Raw genomic sequence first — 23,314 nt, forward strand, 5'->3', positions numbered from 1 at the left:
GTGACCCGGAAGTCATCAAACGCATCATGGCAGACGAGCCGAAATCATAAGCCCCGCGGCCTTCGCCGGATGGATACCATTCAAGCGACGGGTGATCAGTAGTTGTCCAATGCCGCTATCGGCTAAATCAAATATGCGCTGGACGGCCTTTGCATTGGCGTTCGGCGTGTACTCGAACTGACCATTCGGAAGCTGGATTTGATCCAACCACTGCCACATGTTTGTAGCATAGCGACCTTGGCCCTTTGCAGCCTTCAGCCGGCGCGCTTCGTGTGCTGCTTTCAAGCGCTTGCTTTTGGTTTGGCTCTCTTCGTGGGCGCGAGCCATGATTGTCAGCGAGATAATCAGCTGTGTGAAATTGTCGCCAACGCTGTCTGCCGAGTACAGTTGATTATCTGCGAGGGTAACTACGATGATGCCAGCACGCAGAATGCTTAGAAATGGCTCCAGGGCATCGATCACGCGCTCGCGTGACAAACGGTCGAGGCTTTCAACCAGTAGATAACTGCCGCGTGCGATCTGGCCGCTCTGCACAAGATTGAGAAAACGGCCAAGGGCACCATCACGAACATTCGAACCCGTCCATGCTGATACACCAATATCCCGCAGGCTCTCGTCGAGTTCTAGGCCATGCTTCTCGGCATATCGACGGCTGAGGTCCAACTGCCTCCGAAGGCTATCGCCTTTGATTTGTTGCTGACTACTCATGCGAACATACGAGTAGGCGAGCGTCTTTGTGGACGTCTTTGTCATACGCGGAACCCTTTAGACTTTGCTAAGGGTAGAGCGTTATGGTGAAAAAAACGCTAAGCGTTCCTTCCCCTTAACTATGCTCCTTAGGAAATGTTGTACTTCAAGGGTTATACTTGCTCGGTCATTTACTGTTTCTTTCACGATTGGCGGCAAGGTCGAAGTGCGCGGTTTGTATTGCGTCCGCGCGTGTCTTAAGCCGTTGGAGCTTCAAGGCGTATCGAATTTTCGACCCGAGGCAAGCTTCCTTCTTGAAAGATGGTGCAGCGCAACATAGATTATGTCCAGTCAGCATCGCCTTCCTCCTCCCAGGCGATTCTGCTGCGCTGACAACGCTCCTCCTCCCAAGTTGTCAGCAGGAATAGAAGCCCGGTGCATCTCCTCCCGCGCCGGGCTTTTGCATTCAGTAGCCTTGGGAGTTCTAACGTCCGGAGCACTTTACTCATAAGGGCCAAGAGGGAAGGGGTCTACAATCGACCGGCGGCCTGGATAAGGTGACAGCGGCGATGTTGGCAATCGTCGGCAAAGGCCCGACGGCCACGAGCAAGCAGCCTCGTTTCCCAGAGGCTAAACTCGGAAGAGCGGCGTTAGTGGGCGTTTCTGAAGGAGTCCACCTATTGCCTTAGACGGTGACGTAACCTATATATCCCAAAGTATCTATATCATTCAGGATATGAAATGACGGAATGGAAGGTTGAACTTCATGACCGCTTCAAAGGCGAGATCATTGACCTTCCAACCGATGTCCGAGTCGAATTGCTCGCGCATCTGGTGCTGCTTCGCGAGAAAGGCTTTCGACTGGGACGACCTGAAGTCGACACGCTCGACGGCTCCAGACACGCGAACATGAAAGAACTGCGCGTTAAGGTGTTGAAGGTGCAATGGCGGTTTGCCTTTGCCTTCGACCCGGCGCGAAAGGCTGTGGTTCTCTGCGGTGGCGCGAAGAGCGGTGTGAGCCAGAAACTCTTCTACAAACGCCTGATTGATCTGGCGGACAAACGGTACGACGAGCATCTGAGCGAGTTGGAGACGAAACATGGACGATCTTGACAGGCTGATTCAGTCGCTTCCCGAGGACGAGCAGCGTGCCGTTGCCAAGCGCAGCGAGGAGCTTGTCACGGCCCATAACTTGCGCGAGTTGCGGTCGCTTGCCGGTCGGACTCAGGAAGACGTTTCCGCGCGAACCGGTTTTAAGCAGACCAACGTCTCGCGGCTCGAGAAGCGGGCGGATATGAAGCTCTCGACACTTCGTGACTATGTCGAGTCACTCGGTGGGACTTTGAAAATCGTGGCGGACGTCGCGGGCAAGAAGGTTGATCTTTCCAGCATCGCAGAGCGTTCCCGACACGGTTCCAAGGTCTGAGCAGGTCCACTGACAGGGGAGGGGGAAGTCTATAGCCCTGCTGCTTTCGTCAAGTTGACGCGGAAGCGATCACGTCGGCGCTGGTAGCGCCGCGTCATCTCCGCCGAGGCATGGCCGAGTTGCTTCTGGACATGTCGCTCGTCGACCTCGGCCGAGGAGGCGAGGCCGGCGCGCAGTGAATGTCCGGCGAACTTCTTCCCGCGCTCGGCTTCGGACAGATCGCCCCGCACGCCGGCGGCGAGTGCTGTCTTCTTGACGAGACGCGCGACCTCCTGGGGTCGGAACAAGGTCTGTTCAAAATCCTGCGCTAAGGTCGAACGGACCGTGACCCCTCGTCTCGAACCCGCATAATGGTCTGCCGGCTGGTCGCGAATTTCCTTGCTATCGCCGAAACGCTCATGCCCGTCGCGAGATCGTTGCGGACACCCTGCTTCTGTTCATCGCTGAGCGTGAAGGGTCGGCCGAGGGTCTTGCCTTCCGACTTGGCGCGCTTGAGACCGGATTGCGTCCGCTCGATCAGCAAATCCCGCTCGAATTGGGCGACGGCATTGAGCACATTCATGGTCATGGTGCCGGCCGAGCCGGTGAGGTCGGCGCCGCCGAGCGCGAGGCAATAGACCCTCACGCCCATTTCGGCCAGTGTTCTGACGGTGGTGCTGACGTCGATCGCATCACGTCCCAGGCGGTCGAGCTTTGTCACGATCAGAATGTCGCCGGATTCCAGCTTGTCCATGAGTCGGGAAAAGCCGCGGCGTTGCGCGATGGCGGTGCTGCCGGAAACCGTCTCGGTGACGATCCGGCGCGGTTCGACCTGGAAGCCGGCGGCTTCGATTTCCTGAATCTGGTTCTCGGTCGTCTGGCCGGTCGTGGAGACGCGGACATAGGCGAAGGTGCGTGGCATGAGGGCAATTTTGTCCGAATAGGTTGTCCAAAATATCGCCTCTGTTCATAAATTTGTCAAGATAATTTGTGGACAGGGTGTTTTACCCCTGTACGCAAACGTCCGTTTCCGGACAGAGGTTTGGCCACCAGCGCATATTGTAAGGAGTAAGAACGGTGGCCCGGCGGACGCTTCTCAAGCCTCATGATCGACAAGAGCTTGTCGGTATTCCAACTGACGAAGACAGTCTGATCCGTCATTATTCCCTGTCCCCGGCAGATCGACTCGAAATCGAGGTTCGCCGTCGCGAGCATAACCGGCTGGGATTTGCGCTGCAGCTCTGCCTGATGCGTTATCCCGGCCGTGCGCTTACTGCCAACGAAGCCCTTCCCATGCCGATGCTCAACCATGTTGCTGAGCAAGTCGGAGCCGACCCGGCGTCATTCGAATTGTATGCTCGCCGCGAAGAAACACGCATGAACCACGTCGCGCGCCTGTTGGGCTATCTCGAAATGAGAAGCCCGACAGGCGAGGATCGACGCGCGGCGCTCCTGGCAGCTATCGAAACAGCTTCAACGACCGACAAGGGAGCGGTGATCGCAAACACAATCATCACCATGTATCGGGAGCGCCGGGTTCTGCTGCCGGTGGTGACCATGATCGAGCGCATGGGGTTGGCAGCGCGCGCAATCGCCCGCCGCCGTGCCGAGGCCGCGCTGATCTCGGATCTCGATCCGGACAAGCTCGAAGCCCTCGATGCCCTGCTGGACGTTGATCCGGCGATCGGACAGACGCGCTTTCACTGGCTGCGTTCCGCGCCCGATGCACCCGGAGCGGGGAATTTGGTCGGTTTGACGGAGCGTATCATGTTCCTGCGTTCGCTCGGGATCGATCCACGCTTACAGGCCCGCATCCCCTCCGGACGATGGGACCAGATGGTCCGGGAAGGTGATGCAGCACCGGCCTGGCTCGCCGGCGAATTTGGTGCCAGCCGCCGGCGTGCGACGATCGTGGTGCAGATCATCAAGCTCGGCCAGAAGCTCACCGACGATGCAATGGCCATGTTCATCAAACTGATGGGCCGGCTGTTCTCCCAGGCGAACAACCGGAAAAAGCAGCGTCACATGAACGCCCGCATGGAAACGTCCAAGGCGCTGCGACTGTTCCTCGACACGATCGTTGCCTTGCAGGCCGCCAATGATGCCGATGAAGATGCGATCGAGACGGTAAACCGGCAAGTCGGCTGGCATCGGCTGCTGCAGATCAAGCCCGGTCTCGAGGCGATGGTGGAGAGCGCCAACGCTTCGCCGCTGGTGCTGGCGGCCGAGCAACATGGAAACATCCGCAAGTTTGCCGGCGCTTTCCTTCAGGCATTCACGTTCCGCTCGCGCCGCCGGCACGATCCGCTGCTTGCGGCGGTCGCGACCCTGAAAATGCTTTATGTGGAGGGACGCCGTGTTCTGCCGGATCATGTGCCGGTCGGCCATCTGGGTGCGAACGAAAGGAAACTGGTCTTCGAGGATGGCAAGCCGGATCGGCGGCTTTATGAAATCGCCACCTTCGCTCATTTACGGGACCGGCTGCATTCGCGCGATGTGTGGGTCGAGGGCAGCCGGTCATTCCGGCCGATAGACGAAGATCTCATGCCGAAGCCAACCTTTGTCGCCCTGAGGGGGCAAGATCAGCTTGGCCTCGGTGTCCAGACCGACTGCGCTGCCTGGCTCGCGGACGTCCGGGAGATGATGGACGTCAACCTCAAACGGCTGGCCTGGCGCGCCCGTTTCGGCAAGCTCGATGGCGTCAGGATGGAAAACGGCACGCTGATCGTGACGCCGCATACCAGCGATATTCCCGCCGCGGCGGAAGCCATCAATGCCGAAATCACGGAGATGTATCCTCTGGTCGAGGTGCCCGATCTCCTGCGGGAAGTGCATGAGTGGACCGGGTTTGCCGACCAGTTCACCCATGTCCGGACGGGAGATGCGCCGCAAAACATCGCCGCCATGCTGGCCGGCGTGCTTGCCGACGGCACGAATCTCGGCCCGAAACGCATGGCCGGGGCGTCGAAGGGGATCAGCGCCCACCAGATCGGCTGGATGCGCAGCTTCCATGCCCGCTCCGAAACCTATCGGGCCGCGCAGGCCTGCGTCACTGATGCCCATACCCGCCATCCGCATGCGCAAATCTGGGGCGACGGAACGACAGCCTCATCCGATGGGCAATTCTTCCGCGCCAGTGACCGGGCCGCAAGGCGCAGCGACATCAACCTGCATTATGGCAGCGAGCCGGGCTCGAAGTTCTACAGCGGGCTTTCCGACCAATACGGCTATTACAGCATCCTGCCGATCAGCCCGACCGAAAGCGAGGCCGTCTATGTGCTCGACGGCCTGTTCGACCACGACACGGTTCTGGAGATCGAAGAGCTGTTCACCGATACCGGCGGCGCCAGCGATCATGTTTTTGCGCTGTTCTGCCTGATCGGCAAGCGCTTCGCGCCGCGCCTTCGCAATATCAAGGACCGGAAACTGCACACCTTCGAGAAGGCCGATATCTATCCGGCGCTGGCAAATCATATCGGCGTGCCGATCAACACCGCCCTCATCATGGACCATTGGGACGAACTCCTGCGCCTTGCCGCGTCGATCACGACGCGCACCGTCGCGCCGTCGGCGATCCTCAAGATTCCAGCCCGGCACTGCGTCGGCGTTGCCAGGCCGGGCTCAACAAGGGCGAGGCCGCTCACAAGCTCAAACGCGCCGTCTTTTTCCATGAGCGCGGCGAGATCCGTGATCGCTCCTTTGACAGCCAGGCCTTCCGAGCTTCCGGTCTCAACCTGGTGGTCAGCGCCATCGTCCATTGGAACACCGTCTACCTCAGCCGGGCAACGGCTCATCTGCGCCAGCAAGGCCGAAATATCCCCGACGAGTTGCTGAAACACGTCTCGCCCCTCAGTTGGGAGCACATAAATCTCACCGGCATCTATTCATGGGACACCGAGCAGCAGATGTCCGAAGGCTTCAGGCCCTTGCGACTTGCCAGAAAAATCCTCCGCGCCGCGTGATGTTCAGGGTCCGTTCGAGCTTAGCGCAGGATTTTGAACAGACCTTGTTCTGCCCCCATACACCTATGTGACGACGCCGCACTTTCTTTCCAGCTTCGGCATGGAGACGTTGCGCGACCTGCCGAGCATCGAAGCGCTCGAGGACGCGGACTTGTTAACTCGACATGCCATTCAAAACGATACCGCCGCTTTGCAAGACGACGAAATCCCGAATGATGAGGCTTCCCCGACTATTGAGTAAATCTGGTCGAGTCCAGCTCCTCAGCGTCAAAACTGCGCTTAGACCGAACTGCGGTGATGCTCAAAGAGCATGATCGGCGGCGGGAAAGTTGACGCGCAGATCTTGCGCTTCAGGCTGTTCAACCCAGTTTTAGACTGCGTGATGGGATCTAATACCGAAACGCACCCGTGATACTAGCTTGGCGAAAGCCAAATGCGGATGCCGAACGCGACCGCAAAGGTCACACCGACGCCGGCAGTCCAAAGGAAAACGAACCAGCCGATACGTTTTGCCCAAGCGGCTCCATGCGTCATCAGTGATACCCCTCTTCATGCCGGACTTTGCCGCGGAACACCCAATAAGCGTATGCCGTATAAGCTAGGATGATTGGCACGAGCACCAGAGCTCCGACAAGCAAGAAAGACAGGCTTTCCGGTGGTGCAGCCGCATCCCAGATCGTCAGTGAGGTCGGGACGATGTAGGGATAGAAGCTGAGTCCGATCCCGGCGTAGCCGAGGATAAACAGTCCGAGAGACGCCAGGAACGGCTGGGTGTCCTTGCCGGATTGCAGCCCCTTGAGGATCAGATAGAGGCAACCGAGGACGAGAAGCGGTACGACGACACTGAAGATCATGGTGGGGAAGCCGAACCAGCGGTCGAGGTAGAGCGGCCGCAGCCAAGGCGTCCAGAGGCTGAAGATCCCCATGGCACCAACGGTTGCTATGGCTAGCGGCAAAGCCAGCTTTCTCGCTCGGACAGCCAGATCGCCTTCTGTCTTCATGACGAGCCAGGTCGTGCCGAGGAGGCTGTAGCCCACGACAAGCGCAATACCCGTCGCGACCGAGAACGGCGTCAGCCAGTCCCACCAGCCGCCGGCATAGGCGCGGTCTACTACCGTAATGCCCTGCACCAGCGCGCCGAGCGCGATCCCCTGGCAGAAGCCGGCGACAAGCGAACCGCCTGCAAAAGCAACATCCCATACTCGCTCCCATCGCTTCGTGCGCCAGCGGTACTCGAAGGCCACGCCGCGGAAGATCAGTCCAAGGAGCATGGCGATCAGCGGCATGTAGAGCGCCGGTAGGATTGTCGCATAGGCGAGGGGGAAGACGGCAAGCAGGCCACCACCGCCGAGCACAAGCCATGTCTCGTTTCCGTCCCATACGGGCGCGACGGAATTCATCATCACGTCGCGATCCTTCTTGTCGGGAAAGAATGGAAACAGGATACCGACGCCAAGATCAAAGCCGTCCATGACGACATAGGCCAGCACAGCGAAGGCAATGATAGCGGCCCAGACAAAAGCGAGATCAATTGGCATGCGAGCCTCCCTGTGCCGGACCTGGTGTAATCCCTTGTGTTCGGATCGGCCCTTCCTGCAGTTCCGGTGTGGGGTCGCGCGGCAAGCGCGCCATGAGCCGCAAGATGTAGAACGTACCCGCTCCGAACACGAAGAAATAGACGATGACGAAGGCGATAAGTGAAGTTGCAACGGCGGGGGCGGCAATCGGCGAGTGCGACTGCGACGTCAGCAGATGGCCGTAGATCGTGTATGGCTGCCGGCCGACTTCCGTGGTGACCCAACCTGCCAGGACAGCGGCGAAGCCTGCGGGGCCCATGGCGACCGCCGCCCTCTGTAGCCAGATATTCGAGTTCAACGTCCCGCGGTAGCGACAGAACAACGACCAGACGCCGATGCCCAGCATCGCGAAGCCAATCGCGACCATGAGACGGAAGGACCAGAAGACGATCGCAACAGGCGGTTCCTTGTCGTCAGGGATCGTATCGAGCCCGGCAAGCGGCTCGTTCAGACCATGCTTGAGGATCAGGCTGGATAGCTTCGGAATCTCGATCGCATAGTCGACGCGCTTTTCTGCCTGATTCGGCAAACCAAACAGAATGAGCGGCGCCCCGTCCGGATGGCTGTCAAAATGCCCTTCCATTGCCATGACCTTGGCGGGTTGATGCTCGAGCGTGTTCAGCCCGTGCGCATCTCCAGCCAGGATCTGGATTGGTGCAACGATGGCGGCCATCCACATGGCCATCGAGAACATCGTATAGGCGCGCAGAGGTGCAGTGCGCCGAAGCAAATGCCATGCACCGACCGCGCCAACCACGAAGGCGGTGGTGAGGTAGGCGGCGAGAACCATGTGGACGAGGCGATACGGGAAAGACGGATTGAAGATCACCGCCCACCAGTCGACCGGAATGAACTGCCCCTTGTCGTTCATGCCGAAGCCGGCAGGCGTCTGCATCCAGGAATTCACGGCAAGGATCCAGGTCGCGGAAATTAGCGTGCCGAGGGCGACCATCCCGGTGGCGAAAAAATGCAAGCCGGGGCCAACCCGCTCCCGCCCGAACAGCATGACGCCGAGGAAACCTGCTTCCAGAAAGAAAGCCGTCAGTACCTCGTAGCCCATCAGCGGGCCGATGACCGGACCTGCCTTGTCGGAGAATACAGCCCAGTTGGTGCCAAATTGGTAGGACATCACAATCCCGGAGACAACGCCCATGCCGAAGGCGATGGCAAAGATTGTCTTCCAGAAATTGAAAAGCTCCAGATAGACCTCGCGCCTGGTCTTCAGATATAGCGCTTCGAGCACGAACAGGTAGCTCGCCGTGCCGATCGAGAACGCCGGAAAAATGATATGCGCTGAAACCGTGAAGGCGAACTGAATGCGGGCAAGGACGACCGCGTCGAAATGCTCGAACATGGAAACTCCAAATTATGAGCGTCAGGCGTGCATCGCCGGGCCAATGCTCTTATAAAGCATATAGGCCGCAACGACAAAAATCAGTGTGGCAAAGAGGCTGTTGAGTGTCCCTTTTTTCGCCGACAGTTGTTTGGCGAGGTAGGAGCCGGCAAAGCCTCCGAATATCCCGCCGGCAATGAAGATGGCAGCAAGCAGCCAGTCGACGTAACCGGAAAACGCGTAGTTCAGCGCGGTCGTGAGACCAAAGGCTGTGACCGCAACGAGCGATGAGCCGATCGCATAGAGGATCGGCATATTCGTCGAGGCAATCAGGCCCGGCACGATCAGAAACCCGCCGCCAATGCCGAAGAAACCGGAGAAGATGCCGGTAAGGCCGCCGAAGCCGGCGACCTTGTGGACGTTCTCGCGCGAGCACTGGGCACCTGGATTGCCTTGTGCGCCGCGCTTGCGGAACATCAGGACGCCGACGACCAGCATTAGCAAGGCAAACAGGATCAGCAGTTTCTGGCCATCGACCATTTTACCAAACGTCGAGCCGATGAAAGCCCCGATGATACCCGTCACGCTGTAGATACCGGCGCAGCGCCATTTCACGTTGCCGAGACGGGCATGGCCGAGAAGGTTGGTGAAGGCGTTCGCGGCGACGGCAAAGGCACTCGTACCGATTGCCATATGTGCGCTCGGGACGCCAACAACGTAGACCATCAACGGCACAGCCAGGATCGAGCCGCCACCGCCAAACAGGCCGAGCGTGAAGCCGACGAGCCCCCCGGAGATCGCGCCAAGACCGTATTGCAGCGGATCGAGCATCATGTTCATTGTCCAGGGTCCTCAGGCGGCTGTCTTCTTGAGGTCCGGACTGACAAGCCACTCGCGACCTTTCAGCATGCCGTGCCAGTAGATCGGCGGCAGCGCTTCGGCTTTCAGATACCAGGCAAGGCTCGATGGCTTGGTGCCGTCGATAATCCAGGTTGGGAACGTCGGCAGCAGTTTGCCGCCGTAGCCAAATTCGGCGAGCACGATCTTGCCACGCTCGACCGTCAGTGGGCATGATCCATAGCCGTCGTAGGCGGCGGGCATCGCCTTGCCATCGAGGACGGCCAGGACATTTTCCGCAACGATCGGCGCCTGCTTGCGGGCTGCTGCTGCCGTTTTGGCATTCGATGTGCCGGCCGCGTCTCCAAGCGAAAACACATTCGGATAACGCTTGTGCTGCAGGCTTGCCTCGTCGACCTCGATCCAGCCGGCCTGGTTGGCGAGCGGACTGTCGCGGACAAAGTCGGGAGCGATCTGCGGTGGGCAGACATGGATCATGTCGAAACCGACCGTCTCTTCGGTGACAGTGCCGTCGGCAGCCGTGTTGGCAAACCGAGCTTCCTTACGCGTCCCATCAACCGCAAGCAGCTTCGATGCGAAGTTCAGGTTGGCGCGATATTTTTTTACATACTCCATCAGCGCCGGCACATAGTCCTTCACACCGAACAGAACCGGTCCGGCATTGTGGAAATGGATCGAGATATCGTTGATCCGGCCCTGTCGAAACCAGTGATCGCCCGACAGATACATCGCTTTTTGCGGAGCTCCGGCGCATTTGATCGGCATGGGCGGTTGGGTGAAGAGGGCGCGACCGCCCTTGAGGTTCTGGACCAGAAACCAGGTATAGGGGGCAATATCATAGCGATAGTTGGAGGTGACGCCATTTCGGCCGAGCGTTTCTTCGAGGCCCTCTATGGCTGACCAACTCAGTTTGATTCCAGGAGCGGCAACTAGCATGCGATAGCTGATGCGACGACCGTCGGACAGAACAACACGATCATGATCCGGTTCGAATACGGCGACCGAAGCCTTTTCCCACTTGACGCCGTCCGGAATGAGATCGCGCATTGGCCTGACTGTATCCTCGGGCTTGAAGATACCGCCGCCGACCATGGTCCAGCCGGGCTGGTAGGCATGACGCTCAGAGGGATCGACGAGGACGATGCTAAGGCACTTTCGACGCTTCAAGAGGCTGGCCGCTGTCGCGATACCTGCCGCACCAGCGCCGACGATCAGAACGTCACAGGCTGTCGAAGACTTCGCGTCTGTCGCGCTCGTACTCTCGGCACTGGACGTCGAAGACAGACGGGTCCGAAGCTGCGACAGGTCGTAGCCGGCAGCCTTTGTGGCCGAAAGGGCAGCGTCTTCGCCAAGAGAAGGCGCCTGTGAGAGCGCCCAGAGCGTCGCAGCGCGGGTGCCGGATCGACAGAAAGCGAGGATGGGCTTGGGCAGGTCCTTCATGGCTTCGTCAAAAAGTGCGATGTCGCGATCACCGATGTCGGACGCGACGACCGGGATGTGGCGAAACTCAAGACCGGCAGCTTCGGCGGCCATGCAGATCATGTCCGCGGTTGGCTGGCCATTCTCCTCGCCATCGGGCCGGTTCGATATGATGGACTTGAAGCCAAGCCGCGCCAGCTCATGGGCGTCCTCAAGCTTGATCTGGGGCGAAACGCTGATGCTGTCGTTGATCTTGCGGATATCCATGAGAAAGCTCCTCCTCAGTAAGCAGCGCGCGGGGCATTGCGCGGTGAAGTGACGATGCGATAGGCAAACATGCCGACGAGCATGGCTGCTGCGAATAGGACCGCCTCCCAGCGGCCCGTTACGAGGGATGCGATGGCAGGGCCGGGGCAGAGGCCGACAAGCCCCCAGCCGAGACCGAACAGGGTGGCCCCACCCACAAGGGGTCCATCGATTGTTCGATTTTCGGGAACGTGAAACTGGCTCTCCAGGACAGGGCGGCTGCGCCGGTGCTTGATCGCGTAGGCAATGGACGACGGGATGAGTGCCCCGCCCATGACAAAGGCAAGCGACGGGTCCCATGCGCCGGTGACGTCCAGGAAAGCGAGGACACGCGCAGGATTGACCATGTCGGAGATGACCAGTCCGACACCGAAGAGCAGACCGCAAAGGACTGAAGCGAAAACCCGATATGCCATCACAGCCCTCCGACAATGTGGCGAAGAGCGAGGACGGTTGTCGCCGCGACGATCATGAACGTGGCTGTCGCCGCCATGGATCGCGGCGACAGCCGGGCCAGACCACAGACGCCATGGCCGCTCGTACAGCCCGATCCAAGGCGGGTCCCGAAGCCGACGAGCAGTCCTCCGATGATCAGAAGGACGGGAGACTCTGTGATCGAAAAGTCCGCGTGGCGTATCCACGCGAATGCGACAGCGGCCCCTGACACGATGCCGGCAAGGAAGCCAAGGCCAAGGGGGCTTATTCCAGCGCCTGTCAAACCGAAGGCAGATGCGGTTAGTCCCGATATCCCGGCGATGCGGCCATTCAGCAGCAAGTAAAGTGCTGCCGAAAGACCGATCAGGAGGCCGCCCGAAAGCGGCCAGACAAAGTTGAGGTCCGACATGGCAGGGGCAATTTCCTAGAGTGCGTTCACAGGGATCTTCAGGTAATGGACGCCGTTGTCCTCGGCGGGCGGCATCTGTCCGCCACGCATGTTCACCTGCACCGATGGCAGGATCAGTTTCGGCATGGAGAGCGTCGCATCGCGCGCATTGCGCATCGCGACAAACTCGTCTTCGCTGACGCCGTCATGGACATGGACATTGCTTGTGCGCTCGGCGCCGACTGTTGTTTCCCAGGCGTAATTGTCACGGCCTGGTGCCTTGTAGTCGTGGCACATGAACATCCGCGCCTCGTCCGGCAGCTGGGTCAGGCGCTTGATGGATCTGTAAAGCATGCGGGCATCACCGCCCGGGAAGTCGCAGCGCGCCGTGCCGTAGTCCGGCATGAACATCGTGTCACCCGGAAAAACGGCGTCACCAACGACATAGGCAAGACATGCCGGCGTGTGACCCGGCACATGCAGGACCGTTGCATCGAGATTGCCGATCTTGAAACGATCGCCGTCCTGGAAGAGCTGATCGAACTGACTGCCGTCACGCTGGAATTCCGTGCCGGCGTTGAAAATTTTACCGAACACTTCCTGAACGCGGATGATCTCGCGCCCGATGGCGAGCTGACCACCGATTTCCTTTTGCAGGAAGGGCGCTGCAGACAAATGGTCGGCGTGCGCATGGGTCTCGAGAAGCCACTGCACCTCGAGACTTTCAGATTTTATGTAATCAATAAGCGCTTGTGCTGAAGCGTTCATCGTTCTCCCGGAGGCCGGGTCGTAGTCGAGGACGCTGTCGACAATGGCGCAAGCCTGAGATGATGGATCCCTTACCACATGGCTGATTGTGAAGGTGGCAGGGTCAAAGAATGACCGCACAACGGGGAGTAGCGCTGCGTTGCCCAGCGCGCTGCGGACGATGTCTGCCGCGTGTGAGAGATGGGGGTCGAGATTGGTGTGAGCCATAATTGCCTCCTGTCGATAAATTTAAAATACATATTTACACTAACAATGCAAGTATGTATTTTGATGGCCATGAAACTGAGGTCCCGGTATAGGCAGTGTGTTCTGGGGACGATGAGGATCAACGATGGATATGACGACTGTAGACACCGCTAAGGCAGCCATTGCGCTCCGCCTGAATGACAAGGCGCCTGGCTTCTCGGCGCGCTCGACAAGCGGAGAGGTATCTCTGTCCGATTATCGCGGCCGTTGGGTGATGTTCTTCTCGCATCCCGCGGACTTCACGTCAGTCTGCACGAGCGAGTTCATCGCGCTGGTCAAGGCGCACCCTCAATTTGCAAAGCTGAACTGTGATCTGCTCGGCCTGTCCGTCGACAGCCTCTACTCTCACGTCGCATGGCTGCGCGATATCGAGCGCAGCTTCGGTGTTCGGGTCGGCTTTCCATTGATCGAGGATTCAGCGATGGTCATCGCGAAGGCGTACGGGATGCTGGATGCTTCCTCTGAAAACAGCGGTACGGTTCGTGCCACTTACGTGATCGACCCTGAAGGTATTATCCGAGCGATCGTCTGGTATCCGATGAACGTGGGGAGGTCGGTCGAAGAGCTTTTGCGGCTGGTGGAAGCGCTGCAGACATCGCAACGTGAATGTGCCCTGACGCCGGAAGGCTGGCATCCCGGCGACGCGCTCGTCGAGCCTGCGGCTTCTTCGATGCAGGATGCGGAACAGATGACTGAAGGTCAGTCCTGGTATTACCGGGAGCGCCGCGCATGATTGGCGCCCAATTCTCACTTGAAGCAATGCAGGAAAAGGCGGCTGAGGCTGCAGACTTCATGCGCTTGTTCAGTACGCCCAGTCGCCTGATGCTGCTGTGCCATATCGCCCAGAAGGAGAGGTCTGTTGGCGAGATTCAGGAGGACCTGGACTTCAAACAACCGGCGCTGTCGCAGCAGCTTGGTGAACTGCGCCAGGCCGGTGTCGTGCAAACGCGGCGTGAATCGCGGCAAATTTACTATTCGATCGCCGATGATCGCGTTGCAGCCGTCATGGAGATGCTGATGCGGGTGTTTTGCAATGTCGGGGACAACCAGACTTCTCCCCGAATCGAGGCTCGGACTTCGCCTGCGGGACAAAGGCCGGCCGCCCCGGAAGGCTTCGTCGGCGAGATGGCGCGTTGGGCACGGCTGGAAAAGGCCGATTGAGGCGTGAACTCGCGCGAGCCTCGCTGGTGCCGTGGAATCGCAGACGTGTCAGTCGAATGATGTCATCAAACTCGGAAACCTGTTGGGGAGGATAAAATGAAAAATGTCGGTTCGGTGGATCGCGCGATCCGTTTCATTCTAGGTCTGTGCCTGGTGGCTCTGCCGTTCGTGACCCCATGGCTGGCGTCCTGGGGCAACTGGCAATTCGTTGTGCCGGCCGTCGGTGTTGTCATGATTTTGACTGCTGTCATTCGCTTTTGCCCCGCCTACACCTTATTGGGTTTAAACACCTGCAAATGGCGCTGAGCTACTTGTATCGTTGCTCCACCGAACGGTGGCGACAAACCCGCTACGATCCGATCGATTATGAAAGGAAATTTTCGCGCTCAGCCGCGCCGCGGCGATCGTGGCGATGGTGAGGCCGAGCCCGGTCCCGGCCACGCCATTTTTGCGGCCGCGAAAGAATCGCTCGCTGATACGGGGAAGGTCTACTTCGTCCACGCCGGGCCCTTCATCGGTCACGACAAGCCCTTCGCTATTGGCCACCCGATCCCAATGCACCTGACCCCCGCTCTGCATATGCACGACGGCATTCTCATGCAGATTGCGTAGAACCAGTTTCAGGTCGTCGGGATCACCTCGCAACGTGAGCCCGTCGATCGCACTGTCGATCACAACGCATATGGAATCCGGAGTCGGGGTCGAAGAAATAATTTCGCGTAGAACATCGCCCACAGACAGTTGGTTTGTGACGGTGGCTGGCATCGCAGCCTCAAGCGCGGTCAGAGCGAGAAGCTGGCGAACCATCCTGCTGGTGCGATCGACGGATGCAACGATGTGACGCAGGGCGCGCTCGCGGCTCGGACCGTCAGGCGTGGCAAGCGCTACCTGTGCTTGGGTTTTGAGTCCCGCCAATGGTGTACGCAACTCGTGGGCCGCAAAAGCTGTAATCTCCCGCTCGTGGCGCCGGGCCGCTTCGACCTTGAAAAAGAGGTTGTTGAGCGCGGAGGTGAGCGGCTTGATCTCTGCCACTCCATCTCACGAATGTTGAGCCGCTGAATTGAGGGCCTCGTGAAAATTGTGCCCCGCCTGCAATGATTTCGTGCAGGACCTTAAGCATGAAATATCACAATAATAAAAAACAGCCATCTCTCAAGACTGTTTCGGCGTACCAAGATCAAATCCGCATCGTTGCATCGCTCCTTCAAGAATGCGCCTGATCAAAACGAACTGGCCCGCCGGGAGCGCGCCTGAACGATCTCGCGGTTGAAGTCATCGATCGCGCTCTGCAAGCGTCGCCGCCCGGGTCGTATTGGAGGTTGCAACGTCGGATCGAACAACATTCAATTCTCGTCACCGTTAGAGCCTGACCGAAAAAGAGGTGAGTGAAATCAGGAGGTTGTGATTCCATCGGATTTGCTCAGGGTTCGATGGAGAACGTATGGCCTAGACTGATTTCACCCGTCGCCAATATGTGCGACAGACGCCGCATTACGCACGCGACATGACGGATCGTGATGGTCGGTGATCGCGCCCTTCATGCCGCCGCCCCGTAGGCTATCCGAGCGAACTGTCGGGCGGCCAGCAGCGCGTTGCAATCGCGCGCGGGCTTACCCGTGCAGCCGGCCTCTATGTTGTTCGACGAGGTGACATCTGCGCTTGACCCTGAACTCGTCGGCGAAGTCCTCGACACGATGCGCATGCTAGGTGTTTAGTCCCAGCACTTGATGGTGCAATCTTTTCCATAGAATGGAAGGAAGCACTATGGGCCAAATACGTCACGGCAGCGCCACGACCACGCACGCCGTCCGAGCAGCAATACAGCGATCGCAAGCTTCGGCCGCGGAGTTGAGCCTGCGGTATGGGATCAATCCAAAGACAGTTCTGAAGTGGCGCAAGCGGGCGACGGTTGAGGATTTCAAGACCGGGCCGCAGGAACCGCGTTCAACTGTCCTCAGTGAGGAAGAGGAGGCGATCATCGTAGCGTTCCGGCGGCACACGCTGCTGGCATTGGACGATTGCCTCTATGCCCTTCAGCCGACCATCCCGCATCTGACACGATCGTCATTGCATCGATGCCTGCAACGCCATGGGATTTCGAGACTGCCGGATGTGGAGGGCGATAAACCGTCGAAGAAGAAGTTCAAGGCCTATGCAATCGGCTATTTCCACATCGATCTGGCCGAAGTGCAAACTGCCGAAGGCAAGCTCTACCTCTACGTCGCGATCGACAGGACGTCCAAGTTCGCCTTTGTTCACCTGGCTGAGCACGCCACCACCCGAACAGCGTCGGACTTCCTGGAAGCGCTGATTGCTGTTGTGCCCTACGAGATCCACACGGTATTGACCGACAACGGCATCCAGTTCTCCGACATCCCGAAGAACCGCAACGGACCAACCGCGCGGTTCCGGGGCCATCCTTTCGACCGAGCATGTTGGCGTCACGGTATCGAGCATCGGCTGACCAAACCGAAACACCCCTGGACAAATGGCCAGGTCGAGCGGATGAACCGAACGATCAAGGAAGCAACCGTCAAACGGTATCACTACGACAGCCACGATCAGCTCCGCAGACACATTGGCGATTTCGTCTCGGCATAGAATTTCGCCCGAAGGCTCAAGACCCTGCGAGGCCTTACACCATATGAATACATCTGCGGCGTCTGGACAAAACAGCCCGAAAGATTCAGGCTCGATCCAATCCATCAAATGCCGGGACTAAACACCTAGCCGACGTCGATGTTTCCGTGGCCGTCGCCACCGATGGCAGCTTATCACGCCGATCATCCGCAGCGCGGACTGCAAGAGGATCGGCACGATTTCGGCGGAGATGAAGGCGGTGGCGGCGCGGGCACGGGAAGGCTGGCTGAAAGCTGCGTAATACCAGGGCGGCAGCTTCTCCGTTTCCAATCTCGGCATGTATGGCGTCCGGTCGTTCTCCGCGATCGTCAATCCGCCGCAAAGCGCGATCCTGGCCGTCGGCGCATCGTTGGTGTCGGCGTTCAAGGCGATGATCGAGAAGCCGATGCTCCTGCTCGTGTGCGACGCCGGACCGCCCGGGTTCAGGTACCGAGCTGCTCAGGAGCGTCGGACTGCTGCCTGATCCGGGCGGCCGGCCGGTCGGGCATCGTTCCTCCGCCGTTTTTCGGCAGCATCGTCGCGCCGACATGCGGCGTCGAGGCGGCGATCGCCGGCGGCAGCGGCGCGGCGCGCACCCGCTCCCTGTGCAAGGTCAGGATACCCGAGCCGATGATGAGCGCGACGCCTATCAGCGTCGGGGCATCGATGCGATCCCCGAACAGGAGATAGCCGAGCACGATCGCCCAGATCATCTGGCTGTATTGCGTGGGACCGACCCATGCGGCGGGGGCGAGTTCGGTGGCCCGCATCAGGACGAGATTGGCGAGCGCCGCCAGAAGGCCGTAGCTCGCAAGCAGCAGCAGCTCCTCGCCATCCGGCGTCCGGTAGTGGGGAAGCATGGCCACGAAGCATATGACGATGCCGCCCAGGACGCCGGCTCCGAAAAGGGAGACCTTCTTCTCGCGTGGGTCCGCGGCACGAAAGGTCACCACCGAGACCGCACCGCCAAGTCCGGCGAGGACGGCGCCGAGATGGCCCATCGAAAGCGCGCGAAACCCCGGATGAAGCGCGATGACGACCCCCAGCAGCCCCAGCGCGACCGCGGCCCAGCGGCGCAGACCCACCCGCTCCTTCAGGAACAGGACCGACATGACGGTGACATAGGTGGGCTGCAGGAACATCAATACGAAGGCCTCGGCCATCGACAGATGGGTGAACGCTGTTACGCTGCCCATGACGCCGATCGGATAGGCGAAGAAGCGAAGCAGCCACAGCGACGTTCTGGGCGTCTCGAACACGGCGGTCCATCGATCGCCGCGCCTTTGCAGGAACGGCAAGATGACGAGACCGAACACGGCGCCGAAGAAAGCCGTCTCGAACGGCGGCAGCGCGCCCTTGATCACCTTGGCGCTCGCATCGCTCAGCGAGAACAGGGCGAAGGCCGCGAAGCCGAGGACCAATCCGAGCGACACCTGATTGAAGTTGATTCTGGTCATGCGGGGTCTTTTTCGGCGCCGGAATCTTGCGCTCAATTGCTCTCGTAGGTCTTGCGGAAGGCCGCCCGGGCTTCACGCAGCCCGTCCACGAACTGCGTCCAGGCCGCGTCGCTTGCCTCGCCCAGTTTCGCCAGCCGTTCGCGGCTTGCGCGAAGATCGTCGTTGAGCGCGGCCACGCGCCTGTCGATGGCGGCCCTGGTCTCGTCGGTGGTGTTCGCGGCAGACCGGTTCAGCTCCTCGATTCTCGCTGCGAATGCCGCGCGTTGCGCCTGTGCCCGCGCCTCGAATGCGGCCTTGCGTGCTTCGAAGCCGGCGCTTACGGACGAAAGGTAGTCCGCAGCCTGCGTTTCGAAGGCGGTCCAGTCGCCGGCGAGGTCGTCGTTCAGGCGCTTGACGTCGTCTCCTGTTCTTTCTCGGGCGCGAGCGACGTCCGCTGCAAGCGTCTCGCGATAGCTGTCCCGCGTGGCGCGCAGTTTTTCCATCTCGGCATCGGCCCGGGCCTTGGCCTCGCCCTGCAGCCGCGCCGAGTCGGCTTCCAGTGCGGTGATCGTGGCATCCATCTCGGCAAGCTCCGTTTCAGCCCAGCCGATCGCCCTGTGAATTCCCCGGGGATCGTCCTGCGCCTGTTGCGAGACGGACGCGGGAGCGCTCTCATCAGCAGAGGCCGGGCCGGGGGCGGATGCAAGCCCCGCCAGGGCAATCAGGACGAGGGCGGTGCGTGAGTTGAGGGTAGACATTTCGATTCCTTTCTGGCGGTGGAAGGCGAGCGCATCTTTCGGCGATGGCTCCGGCATCGCGATCTAGCGCAGCCTGGCGAAGGCTGCCGCGATCTTTCTGGCGGTGTTCACATGAACGGCGTGGGCTTCCTTCAACCCCTCCCGGATGGCCTGCCACGACTCCGCTCCGGCCGTGGAAATCCCGCCCACGGAAATCCCGCCCACGCCGGCTTCGACCTTGCCGGTCGCTTCCGAGACCCGGTCGAGCGCGCCGTCGAACTCCTTGCGGGCCGCCTCGATCGTGGCCGCGGTTTCGTCGCGGATCTCGTCAAGCGATTTCTCCAGCGCCTTGCGCTCGGCTGTGGCACGTGCGGCGAAGGCCTTCCTGGCGGCCTTGGCGTCCGCCGATGTGGCGGCGAGGAAGGCCTGGAAGGCGAGCTCGGCCTCCACCCATTCCCCTTCGATGTCCGTCCGGGCGTCGTCGGCAGCGCGTCTGGCGTTCGCGGTTTCCTCCCCGGCCTCGGCCCGGATCGCGTCGAGATAGGCCTTGAACGCGTCGCGGGACGCGCGGATACGCCCGAGGGCCTTATCCGCCCCGGCGTGCGCCCTGGCGTCGAGAGTCTTCCCATAGGCATCCAGTTCCGTAATGAGCGCATCGAGCTCATCGAGCTTCTGCTTGCTCCAGACGATGCTCCGGTGCGTTGCAGCGTGGTTCGACATTGGCGTTTCCTTTCCGTGCGGCCTTGGAATTTTCCGGCGGCGCCGCTTGCCCCGCCGACGTTTTCCGATCGCCTGGATGAATACATCGCCTGGCCGTCCGGCTCATTGAGGCTGCTCAATTTTCCGCGTTTTCCCGCTGCGGGAGGGGTTATTGCCTGCCTTGCTGCCCGATCCAGCCCCTGCGCCAGAACACCCATGTCAGCCCGGCGGCGATTGCGGCCATCACGAGCAGGACGGCGGGGTAGCCGTAGCGCCATTTCAGTTCGGGCATGTTCCAGGGGCTTGTGGCGGGATCGAAGTTCATGCCGTAGACGCCGACGATAAAGGTCAGCGGGATGAAGATCGTGGAGATGATCGTCAGCACCTTCATCACCTCGTTCATCCGGTTGCTGACGCTGGATAGATGGATGTCGATCAGGCCCGAGGCGATCTCGCGATAGGTCTCGACCATGTCGATGAGCTGGATCGTGTGGTCGTAGCAGTCGCGCAGGTAGATCTGGGTCCTGGCGCCGAAGAACGGCGTCTCGTCGCGCACCAGCGCGTTCAGCATCTCGCGCTGCGGCCAGACCGCGCGCCGGGCCGTCAGCAGATTGCGCTTGAGATCGTGAATGCGACCGATCTGGCTGACCTCGGGCCGTCCGACGACCTCGTTCTCGAGGTCCTCGACCTGTTCGCCATAGGTTTCCAGCAACGGGAAGAGATGTCCAAGGCCGCGTCGATCAGCGCATAGGCGAGATAGTCCGCCCCGTGAGCCCGGAATCGGCCGTCGGCCGCGCACAGCCGCCGCCGGACGGGATCGAAGGCGTCCCCCGGTTGCTCCTGGAAGGTCACGACGAAATCGCGGCCGAGGCAGATCGCCACCTGCTCGGTTTCCAGCCGTTCGCCCGGCCCGCCGCCTTCGGCCGGATTGCCGACGGGCATCCGGGTTATGATGAGGAGGTGGTCTTCGTAGGCATCGACCTTCGGCCGCTGGAGGGCGTCGACGATGTCCTCCAGCGCCAGCGGATGCAGCCCGAAAGCCAAGCCGATCCTGCGCACCGCCTCGATGTCGCCGAGGCCGTCCACGTTGATCCAGCGCACCGTCTGGCCATCCGCCAGGGGAGGCACCTCGGCGGCGGCGGCAAGATTCGTCTCGGTCACGCCGCCGGGGCCGAAGGCGAGGCACTGGATTTTCGAAGCCGGCGCGTCCTGGTGCGGTGTGAGCGTCCCCGGCGCCGTCCCGGGCGGCGTCAGCCGCCGCCGGCGTTTTCGCGGCGTCTGCGGGCGGCGCGGCGGTCGGTTGTGGTGGTTCATATAGTCTGGCCTCTCTGGCGATTGAAGACGTCGCTGCCGCGGACCTTACGACGGACGACGGGCGATATCGAGGCCTTCAGCGCGCTGCCGCGCGAAAGCCTCCGGATCCTCGAAAGCGTAGAGCGTGTCACCGGCGACGTTTCAAAGGCGCTGATCGACGCGTCCAGATCGCGATAGCCTTTCCCGCTGTCGTGATCGGCGGAATCGGAACGTTAGCCGTCTCGCAGCTGTGGACGTGGATGGTCCCGCAGTTGCGCAAGAACGGCACGTTTGACCGGCCGGACCGCAGAGGAGAAACCGTCGTGACACCGCTTCTATTGGCGACGAACCCAAAGCGTCAGGTCGCCGACTGCCAAATCATCAATTGCTGATCTGCGGTACCGCGCGGAAGTTAGAGAGAATCTCCGATCCAATCTTCGTGCCCGTGGCGGATGCGGATCACGAAAATGCTCTCATCATTGTCGATCCGATAGACTACCAGATGGGCCTTGAAAGGATGAATCCTGACAGGAGGAGAAATCTCATGGCGCTCACGCGCCATTCGAGGATTGGCGGCTATGAGCTCGAGCGCCGCAAAAAGCTCATCGTGGTATCGTCGGGCGACCAAGGACCCGAAGGCTCGGACGCCTTGTTCGGCGATTGAAACGATGTCCTCTTCCGCTTCGACAGAGAGGCTGAATGGCATTAATCGCGTCCGTGGGTGATCTCGGCTCGAGCAACGGCTGCGGCAAACAGCTCATCCTTCGAGCGGGTTCCAACGCCACTTTTGATCCCGTCATCGACGAACCGTTGCATCTCTGCAATTTTGTCGGTGCGGGCCTGGTCTCTGCGGATAAGATCCCTAACGTAATCACTCGCGTTCGAGTATCGACCAGTCTTGGCTTGCGCCTCGACCCAGTCTTTCATCGGGTCCGGCAGGGACACATTCATCGTTGCCATTCGAGTCTCCTTGTAGCCTCAGAATACTCGGCGATGGCAAAGTTTGTCAAACGAGTGAAACTGCCGGGGTTGCTCTTGAAAGGAATCGAACCCGCGACCCGTTTCGTCATTGCGGAAGCTGTTGAAATATCGCGAAAATAGGTGTTCAACAGATTGCTAAGATCCTCTACGTATAGTTGAAAGATAAATGCATCTTGGAAGCACACTGCTTCGGGATCTGTCAGCCGATAACTGGATCCACGCTTTGCCGAAACGCTTCATTTTCCGCATGGTAGACCATAGGGACTGCGCCCGGTTTTTCAAAGATGGTGAGTTGCGTTCAAAAAACCATCCGCAAGCTCAACTCTGCCATCAAGCATCATATGCGGAGATCGTAAGCCGCCGCGGTGGTCCTGGCTTAAGTACCCCTGCCGGGCACGTCATTAACGACCATGTTGCGTTCTATGGCGTGCACATCGAACTGCTGGGACAACTCCACCAGCGTCTGCTCACCTCGGATGGCGGCAAGTGCCACCTTCGCCTTGAAAGCCGGGCTATGGTTCCGGCGCGGTCGTCTCGTCATGGTCTCTCCTGTTCCCGGCATCTAAGCCGAAGTCAGGCAGAAACTCCACTTATCCCCGCTGTGCAGATTTCCCGAGCCAGCTCTGCTCGCTGTGGATCCACAGCGAGCCCATCTCGAAGACTTAGTTGCATCAAGAAGAATCTACAAATCGCCTTCGCTACGAAATGTTTTCAGGTTGAGTGTGTATCGGGTGTGTCGTCGTTCGCCCGTTCGCAGGAGCGCACCTTTTACGACCAACTCCTGCAGGTCTCGGGAAGCGGTCGCGCGTGAGGTCCGAGTGATGGCAATATAGTTTTCGGCGCTCAAGCACCTATCGAGCATGAAGGTGCCAAATGGGCTGCGCTTGCAACCTTGGCACCTTCGCGCATTGCTGAGCCTCTTCATCATGTCATCCACTACCACGCCAGCGTCACGTCTGGGTCGCGAAACTGTGGAATGGCACTACCATTTCCAACAGCTCTAG

General features: G+C 59.9%; 20 protein-coding genes and 10 pseudogenes. 11 read left to right on the top strand and 19 right to left on the bottom strand.

Annotated elements, in window-relative coordinates:
- Window positions 1-24 precede the first annotated feature (24 nt).
- Window positions 25-753 carry a recombinase family protein gene (locus P7F60_RS28165; RefSeq protein WP_277920886.1) on the bottom strand — a complete coding sequence of 243 codons (729 nt, stop codon included), beginning with the start codon at window positions 751-753 and terminating at the stop codon, window positions 25-27.
- A gap of 675 nt (window positions 754-1,428) precedes the next feature.
- On the opposite strand from P7F60_RS28165, the gene P7F60_RS28170 reads away from it, so the two are divergent.
- Both P7F60_RS28170 and P7F60_RS28175 read left to right on the top strand, forming a co-directional pair.
- Window positions 1,429-1,800: a type II toxin-antitoxin system RelE/ParE family toxin gene (locus P7F60_RS28170; RefSeq protein WP_277920887.1), complete on the top strand. Its 372-nt coding sequence runs from the start codon at window positions 1,429-1,431 to the stop codon at window positions 1,798-1,800.
- Complete coding sequence (locus P7F60_RS28175) at window positions 1,787-2,113, top strand: helix-turn-helix transcriptional regulator (RefSeq protein WP_277920888.1); 327 nt, start codon at window positions 1,787-1,789, stop codon at window positions 2,111-2,113. The genes P7F60_RS28170 and P7F60_RS28175 overlap by 14 nt, the downstream gene beginning before the upstream one ends.
- A 29-nt stretch (window positions 2,114-2,142) precedes the next feature.
- Here the strand turns inward: P7F60_RS28175 and P7F60_RS28180 are convergent.
- Window positions 2,143-2,388 (bottom strand): annotated as a pseudogene (locus P7F60_RS28180) (tyrosine-type recombinase/integrase); the annotation flags it as partial.
- Between the two features lie 32 nt (window positions 2,389-2,420).
- Window positions 2,421-3,014 carry a recombinase family protein gene (locus P7F60_RS28185; protein WP_006473461.1) on the bottom strand — a complete coding sequence of 198 codons (594 nt, stop codon included), beginning with the start codon at window positions 3,012-3,014 and terminating at the stop codon, window positions 2,421-2,423.
- 155 nt (window positions 3,015-3,169) lie between these two features.
- Here P7F60_RS28185 and P7F60_RS28190 point away from each other — a divergent pair.
- Together P7F60_RS28190 and P7F60_RS28195 are read left to right on the top strand one after the other, a co-directional pair.
- Window positions 3,170-6,054: pseudogene (locus P7F60_RS28190) on the top strand (Tn3 family transposase).
- Between the two features lie 55 nt (window positions 6,055-6,109).
- Window positions 6,110-6,295: pseudogene (locus P7F60_RS28195) on the top strand (SMC-Scp complex subunit ScpB); the annotation flags it as partial.
- Window positions 6,296-6,587: 292 nt separating this feature from the next.
- Here P7F60_RS28195 and cydB read toward each other — a convergent pair.
- From cydB to P7F60_RS28230, 7 genes are read right to left on the bottom strand one after another with little or no spacing between them, the layout of a single operon-like run.
- A complete protein-coding gene (gene cydB / locus P7F60_RS28200; protein ID WP_277920889.1) occupies window positions 6,588-7,592 on the bottom strand; it encodes a cytochrome d ubiquinol oxidase subunit II in 1,005 nt (334 codons plus the stop codon).
- Window positions 7,582-8,985, bottom strand: coding sequence for a cytochrome ubiquinol oxidase subunit I (locus tag P7F60_RS28205; protein WP_277920890.1), 1,404 nt, complete (start codon window positions 8,983-8,985; stop codon window positions 7,582-7,584). Before P7F60_RS28205 ends, cydB begins: the two co-directional genes overlap by 11 nt.
- A 21-nt stretch (window positions 8,986-9,006) precedes the next feature.
- Entirely contained in the window at window positions 9,007-9,798 is a 792-nt protein-coding gene (locus P7F60_RS28210) for a sulfite exporter TauE/SafE family protein (RefSeq protein WP_277920916.1), read from the bottom strand.
- Window positions 9,799-9,816: 18 nt separating this feature from the next.
- Window positions 9,817-11,508: a bifunctional protein tyrosine phosphatase family protein/NAD(P)/FAD-dependent oxidoreductase gene (locus P7F60_RS28215; RefSeq protein WP_277920891.1), complete on the bottom strand. Its 1,692-nt coding sequence runs from the start codon at window positions 11,506-11,508 to the stop codon at window positions 9,817-9,819.
- A 14-nt stretch (window positions 11,509-11,522) separates the two neighbouring features.
- Complete coding sequence (locus P7F60_RS28220) at window positions 11,523-11,963, bottom strand: YeeE/YedE family protein (RefSeq protein ID WP_277920892.1); 441 nt, start codon at window positions 11,961-11,963, stop codon at window positions 11,523-11,525.
- Complete coding sequence (locus P7F60_RS28225) at window positions 11,963-12,391, bottom strand: YeeE/YedE thiosulfate transporter family protein (RefSeq protein WP_277920893.1); 429 nt, start codon at window positions 12,389-12,391, stop codon at window positions 11,963-11,965. The genes P7F60_RS28220 and P7F60_RS28225 overlap by 1 nt, the downstream gene beginning before the upstream one ends.
- Window positions 12,392-12,406: 15 nt before the next feature.
- Window positions 12,407-13,345, bottom strand: coding sequence for an MBL fold metallo-hydrolase (locus tag P7F60_RS28230; protein ID WP_277920894.1), 939 nt, complete (start codon window positions 13,343-13,345; stop codon window positions 12,407-12,409).
- Between the two features lie 124 nt (window positions 13,346-13,469).
- On the opposite strand from P7F60_RS28230, the gene P7F60_RS28235 reads away from it, so the two are divergent.
- The 3 genes from P7F60_RS28235 to P7F60_RS28245 all read left to right on the top strand — a co-directional run bounded on the left by P7F60_RS28235 (window position 13,470) and on the right by P7F60_RS28245 (window position 14,851).
- Window positions 13,470-14,117, top strand: coding sequence for a peroxiredoxin (locus P7F60_RS28235; protein ID WP_277920895.1), 648 nt, complete (start codon window positions 13,470-13,472; stop codon window positions 14,115-14,117).
- Window positions 14,114-14,545, top strand: a complete 432-nt coding sequence (locus tag P7F60_RS28240) for a metalloregulator ArsR/SmtB family transcription factor (protein WP_277920896.1) — start codon at window positions 14,114-14,116, stop codon at window positions 14,543-14,545. The genes P7F60_RS28235 and P7F60_RS28240 overlap by 4 nt, the downstream gene beginning before the upstream one ends.
- A 96-nt stretch (window positions 14,546-14,641) precedes the next feature.
- Window positions 14,642-14,851, top strand: a complete 210-nt coding sequence (locus tag P7F60_RS28245) for a DUF2892 domain-containing protein (protein WP_277920897.1) — start codon at window positions 14,642-14,644, stop codon at window positions 14,849-14,851.
- Here P7F60_RS28245 and P7F60_RS28250 read toward each other — a convergent pair.
- Entirely contained in the window at window positions 14,828-15,577 is a 750-nt protein-coding gene (locus P7F60_RS28250; protein WP_277920898.1) for an ATP-binding protein, read from the bottom strand. The two genes, P7F60_RS28245 and P7F60_RS28250, sit on opposite strands and share 24 nt — an antisense overlap.
- 442 nt (window positions 15,578-16,019) lie before the next feature.
- Here P7F60_RS28250 and P7F60_RS28255 point away from each other — a divergent pair.
- From P7F60_RS28255 to P7F60_RS28270, 4 pseudogenes are all read left to right on the top strand, one after another.
- A pseudogene (locus P7F60_RS28255) lies at window positions 16,020-16,105 on the top strand (IS5/IS1182 family transposase); the annotation flags it as partial.
- Window positions 16,104-16,242: pseudogene (glnQ, locus tag P7F60_RS28260) on the top strand (glutamine ABC transporter ATP-binding protein GlnQ); the annotation flags it as partial. The pseudogenes P7F60_RS28255 and glnQ, both read left to right, overlap by 2 nt.
- Before the next feature lie 67 nt (window positions 16,243-16,309).
- Window positions 16,310-17,275, top strand: a pseudogene (locus P7F60_RS28265) (IS481 family transposase).
- Window positions 17,272-17,585, top strand: a pseudogene (locus P7F60_RS28270) (2-oxo acid dehydrogenase subunit E2); the annotation flags it as partial. The pseudogenes P7F60_RS28265 and P7F60_RS28270, both read left to right, overlap by 4 nt.
- A 22-nt stretch (window positions 17,586-17,607) precedes the next feature.
- Here the strand turns inward: P7F60_RS28270 and P7F60_RS28275 are convergent.
- From P7F60_RS28275 to P7F60_RS28310, 8 genes and pseudogenes are all read right to left on the bottom strand, one after another.
- Window positions 17,608-18,621: a DMT family transporter gene (locus P7F60_RS28275; protein ID WP_277920899.1), complete on the bottom strand. Its 1,014-nt coding sequence runs from the start codon at window positions 18,619-18,621 to the stop codon at window positions 17,608-17,610.
- 32 nt (window positions 18,622-18,653) lie between these two features.
- Window positions 18,654-19,358 carry a hypothetical protein gene (locus P7F60_RS28280; RefSeq protein ID WP_277920900.1) on the bottom strand — a complete coding sequence of 235 codons (705 nt, stop codon included), beginning with the start codon at window positions 19,356-19,358 and terminating at the stop codon, window positions 18,654-18,656.
- A gap of 63 nt (window positions 19,359-19,421) precedes the next feature.
- Window positions 19,422-20,057: a hypothetical protein gene (locus tag P7F60_RS28285; RefSeq protein WP_277920901.1), complete on the bottom strand. Its 636-nt coding sequence runs from the start codon at window positions 20,055-20,057 to the stop codon at window positions 19,422-19,424.
- A gap of 148 nt (window positions 20,058-20,205) precedes the next feature.
- A pseudogene (corA, locus tag P7F60_RS28290) lies at window positions 20,206-21,350 on the bottom strand (magnesium/cobalt transporter CorA).
- Window positions 21,351-21,741: 391 nt separating this feature from the next.
- Window positions 21,742-22,035 carry a type II toxin-antitoxin system RelE/ParE family toxin gene (locus P7F60_RS28295; RefSeq protein ID WP_277920902.1) on the bottom strand — a complete coding sequence of 98 codons (294 nt, stop codon included), beginning with the start codon at window positions 22,033-22,035 and terminating at the stop codon, window positions 21,742-21,744.
- Entirely contained in the window at window positions 22,035-22,289 is a 255-nt protein-coding gene (locus P7F60_RS28300; RefSeq protein ID WP_277920903.1) for a type II toxin-antitoxin system ParD family antitoxin, read from the bottom strand. Before P7F60_RS28300 ends, P7F60_RS28295 begins: the two co-directional genes overlap by 1 nt.
- Before the next feature lie 448 nt (window positions 22,290-22,737).
- Window positions 22,738-22,851: pseudogene (locus tag P7F60_RS28305) on the bottom strand (IS3 family transposase); the annotation flags it as partial.
- Window positions 22,852-22,992: 141 nt separating this feature from the next.
- Window positions 22,993-23,157: pseudogene (locus P7F60_RS28310) on the bottom strand (DUF4172 domain-containing protein); the annotation flags it as partial.
- Between the last annotated feature and the right edge of the window lie 157 nt (window positions 23,158-23,314).

Source organism: Rhizobium sp. YJ-22, from assembly GCF_029601685.1.
Classification (GTDB): Bacteria; Pseudomonadota; Alphaproteobacteria; order Rhizobiales; family Rhizobiaceae; genus Metarhizobium.

Bases quoted from the DNA above. Each gene is read 5' to 3' on its own strand.
- P7F60_RS28175 (WP_277920888.1), top strand. From the start codon at position 1,787: ATGGACGATCTTGACAGGCTGATTCAGTCGCTTCCCGAGGACGAGCAG.
- P7F60_RS28205 (WP_277920890.1), bottom strand. From the start codon at position 8,985: ATGTTCGAGCATTTCGACGCGGTCGTCCTTGCCCGCATTCAGTTCGCC.
- P7F60_RS28285 (WP_277920901.1), bottom strand. From the start codon at position 20,057: ATGTCGAACCACGCTGCAACGCACCGGAGCATCGTCTGGAGCAAGCAG.
- P7F60_RS28220 (WP_277920892.1), bottom strand. From the start codon at position 11,963: ATGGCATATCGGGTTTTCGCTTCAGTCCTTTGCGGTCTGCTCTTCGGT.
- P7F60_RS28215 (WP_277920891.1), bottom strand. From the start codon at position 11,508: ATGGATATCCGCAAGATCAACGACAGCATCAGCGTTTCGCCCCAGATC.
- P7F60_RS28185 (WP_006473461.1), bottom strand. From the start codon at position 3,014: ATGCCACGCACCTTCGCCTATGTCCGCGTCTCCACGACCGGCCAGACG.
- P7F60_RS28230 (WP_277920894.1), bottom strand. From the start codon at position 13,345: ATGGCTCACACCAATCTCGACCCCCATCTCTCACACGCGGCAGACATC.
- P7F60_RS28295 (WP_277920902.1), bottom strand. From the start codon at position 22,035: ATGCCATTCAGCCTCTCTGTCGAAGCGGAAGAGGACATCGTTTCAATC.
- cydB (WP_277920889.1), bottom strand. From the start codon at position 7,592: ATGCCAATTGATCTCGCTTTTGTCTGGGCCGCTATCATTGCCTTCGCT.
- P7F60_RS28235 (WP_277920895.1), top strand. From the start codon at position 13,470: ATGGATATGACGACTGTAGACACCGCTAAGGCAGCCATTGCGCTCCGC.
- P7F60_RS28165 (WP_277920886.1), bottom strand. From the start codon at position 753: ATGACAAAGACGTCCACAAAGACGCTCGCCTACTCGTATGTTCGCATG.
- P7F60_RS28240 (WP_277920896.1), top strand. From the start codon at position 14,114: ATGATTGGCGCCCAATTCTCACTTGAAGCAATGCAGGAAAAGGCGGCT.
- P7F60_RS28280 (WP_277920900.1), bottom strand. From the start codon at position 19,358: ATGTCTACCCTCAACTCACGCACCGCCCTCGTCCTGATTGCCCTGGCG.
- P7F60_RS28245 (WP_277920897.1), top strand. From the start codon at position 14,642: ATGAAAAATGTCGGTTCGGTGGATCGCGCGATCCGTTTCATTCTAGGT.
- P7F60_RS28170 (WP_277920887.1), top strand. From the start codon at position 1,429: ATGACGGAATGGAAGGTTGAACTTCATGACCGCTTCAAAGGCGAGATC.
- P7F60_RS28225 (WP_277920893.1), bottom strand. From the start codon at position 12,391: ATGTCGGACCTCAACTTTGTCTGGCCGCTTTCGGGCGGCCTCCTGATC.
- P7F60_RS28300 (WP_277920903.1), bottom strand. From the start codon at position 22,289: ATGGCAACGATGAATGTGTCCCTGCCGGACCCGATGAAAGACTGGGTC.
- P7F60_RS28275 (WP_277920899.1), bottom strand. From the start codon at position 18,621: ATGACCAGAATCAACTTCAATCAGGTGTCGCTCGGATTGGTCCTCGGC.
- P7F60_RS28210 (WP_277920916.1), bottom strand. From the start codon at position 9,798: ATGATGCTCGATCCGCTGCAATACGGTCTTGGCGCGATCTCCGGGGGG.